General features: G+C 59.9%; 3 protein-coding genes and 1 tRNA gene. All 4 read right to left on the bottom strand.

Going from position 1 to position 2,786, the window contains the following annotated elements; translation table 11 throughout:
* Positions 1 to 97: 97 nt before the first annotated feature.
* Positions 98 to 637, bottom strand: coding sequence for a rubrerythrin (gene rbr, locus DW024_RS09815; RefSeq protein WP_055252097.1), 540 nt, complete (start codon positions 635 to 637; stop codon positions 98 to 100).
* A 115-nt stretch (positions 638 to 752) separates the two neighbouring features.
* Entirely contained in the window at positions 753 to 1,658 is a 906-nt protein-coding gene (locus DW024_RS09810; RefSeq protein WP_118377602.1) for an adenine glycosylase, read from the bottom strand.
* Between the two features lie 21 nt (positions 1,659 to 1,679).
* Entirely contained in the window at positions 1,680 to 2,165 is a 486-nt protein-coding gene (locus tag DW024_RS09805; protein ID WP_117735425.1) for an Rrf2 family transcriptional regulator, read from the bottom strand.
* A 359-nt stretch (positions 2,166 to 2,524) separates the two neighbouring features.
* Positions 2,525 to 2,602: transfer RNA gene (locus DW024_RS09800), tRNA-Asp, on the bottom strand.
* Positions 2,603 to 2,786: the final 184 nt, after the last annotated feature.

Below are 2,786 nucleotides of genomic sequence, written 5' to 3'. Positions count from 1 at the left end.
GATCGCCTTCCCTCAACGCGACCCTGCGGAGCCGTGAGCGGGGAGGGAAGGCGATCCGGCCTCCCGCCCTGCGCTCCGCAGCAGCCAGCGCCAAGCGCTAGTAGTTCACCACCTGCTCCTCAAAGTACGCCTTCGGGTGGTTACAAACCGGGCACACCTCAGGCGCCTCGGCACCAACGTGCAGGTGCCCGCAGTTCAGGCACTTCCACACCTTTACGCCCTCACGCTCAAACACCTCGCCCGACTCGATGCGCTCGACGAGCTTGTTGTAGCGCTCCTCGTGGGCCTTCTCGACGGCGGCGACACCACGGAACTTTGCGGCAATCTCGGCAAAGCCCTCTTCCTCGGCGGTCTTGGCAAACTCGTCGTACATCGTGGTCCACTCGTAGTTCTCACCCGCGGCGGCATCGCGCAGATTGTCCAGGGTATCGGGGACGGCGCCATCGTGCAGATACTTAAACCACAGTTTGGCGTGCTCGGACTCGTTGCCAGCCGTCTCGGCAAAGATGTTCGAGATCTGAACGTAGCCGTCCTTCTTGGCCTTGGAGGCATAGTAGCGATACTTGGTGTGTGCCTGGGACTCACCGGCAAAAGCGGTCTCAAGGTTCTTCTTGGTTTGGGAGTTCTCAAAATCCATAGGTGTACTTCCCTTCAACGCATGCCGCCCGTAGGCTCCGAGCGGCCTCGTCTTTAGGATGCCCCTCAAGCCGAGAATTTAAACCTTACAATCCCGTTCTTCAGATTTGAGCGGGCTACACACTCAACCAACGATCGTCCTCGGCTCGGCAAAAGCCCTCGCGCTCCAGGTCAGCTAGAATGCCCGCGATCAAGTCGCGCTCGACCGGCCCGCGCCCAGCCGCCGCTTCCATATCGTTAACGCCCACCACGGCATCAGCAAGCGTAATCCCCGCCGGTTGGCCATCGCGCGCTGCCAGCAACATGCGCACGATATGCGCGCGCTTTTGGCGACGTGAGCCCTCAAACTTTGATTGACGGCTATAGCCCGCCGAGCGCCTGGACGGATTGGGCAACGTCTTTTTTAGATATGCGCCGTAGTCCAGCAACGCGTAATACCACGCGCGCGGCGTGTCGGCATCATCGAGCGGCACGGCAAAGGGAGCGATCTCGTCGGTCGCCGCACCGGGGACCGACGGACAGGCCGCCTGAATCAGCGGCACCAGCTCGCGGTCGGGAACAGCCGGTACATCGGGAAAGAAGTGATGCAGAAAGACCGTGCGCACGTTGGTCTCCAGATACACGCCTGGAAGGTCAAACGCGAACGACCGGATACCTTGCGCCGTTGCCGGGCCAATACCAGGCAGAGCGACCAAGTCACGCGTCTCGCGCGGAAACTCACCGTCCCAGTCCTCCACAACGCGCTGAGCGGCCTTGTGGAGCGCCAGAGCGCGTCGGTTGTAGCCCATCCCCTGCCAAGCGTCCAAAACATCGGAAGGAGCGGCCTGAGCGAGCGCCTGAACGGTCGGAAAGCGATCGAGCCACGCCGGCATGCGCGTCTCCACGCGCGGCACCTGCGTCTGTTGCAGCATGACCTCGGAAAGCCAGATGATATACGGGTCGCGCGTGCGGCGCCACGGAAGGTCGCGATAACGCAGGACCCCTTCCGAACGAATCATCGAACGAAAGGGGTCCTGAATCATGGCAATGCTCCTTATGCTGCGCTATTCCTCCCGGCAAGCGCACGCGCAGGTGGCGTACTCGGGAAACGCATCGCGGTCGGCGAACTTGGGATCAACAGCCGGGAACTGGCGATGGGCGACGATATCGCCGAGCGAAACGGAATCGAGATAGTCGCGCATCAACGCCTGGGCTCCGGCCCACAGGGGATGATAGCAGCACGTGCCCATGCGCGCACAGTCGCCGTCGGGCGCGGTGCAGTCGTTCATAACCATGGGGCCCTGAACGGCCTCGACGACCTGGCGGATAGTGACGTCGTCCGGACTGACCTTGAGACGCATGCCACCGTGGACGCCACGCAGGCTCTCCACAATACCGGCCTGGACCAAACCGTGCTGAATCGAGCGGGCAAACGAATACGGGACATTGACCTCTTCGGCAGCGGTGCGAACAGAAAGCAAACGCTCCGGATCCTCGGCAAGCATCGCCAGCATACGAAGGGCGTAATCAGTCTTCCTCGATATGTCCATTTTTCCCCTTTCAAGGAATACGAACAGCTCGAACGAGCTCCGGGGCCGAGCTTGTGTCGAGACGCTAAATGACCGCTAGGACATCCAAATGGTAAATCGGATATCCACTGAGTGCCGCGCTTGGAGCGAAATGCATCAGATGCGGCCTACAGTGCAATTTAGTATAACCTAACCCCCTGTCTCGTTGAACAGGTGTTGCGCAACAAAGCTGTTGTTTAGACAGATATGCTTATTAGATTTTACTTGCGTTCCCGAAGGGGCGGGGATTCTGGGCGAAGATGCGCCAGGGCGATCGTTCTATCGAAACAAAGTGTATCAAACGCAAAAAGCCACGTCCGAAGACGTGGCTTTAATTGCGTTGGCGGGAAGTACGGGGCTCGAACCCGCGACCTCCGACGTGACAGGCCGGCGCTCTAACCAAACTGAGCTAACTCCCCAGGCAGACGTTCGCGTTTGTTTCCGCTCGCGTGCGCTGCGGGGATTAGTATACACAGAAGTCTGTCCGGCGCGCAACAACTTTTTTGAAAATTTTTTCGGTCCCTCCGGGAGGGTCTCCGGGGCCGGCGGGCGCGGGTTAAGTTTGCTGCTCTACAGTCCTGCGCAAGACGGAAAGCACATTAA

The sequence above is a fragment of the Collinsella sp. AF37-9 genome, assembly GCF_003475115.1.
GTDB lineage: Bacteria > Actinomycetota > Coriobacteriia > Coriobacteriales > Coriobacteriaceae > Collinsella.
The sequence above is the reverse complement of the archived record's forward strand: the minus strand, read 5'-3'. Positions and strand labels throughout refer to the sequence as shown.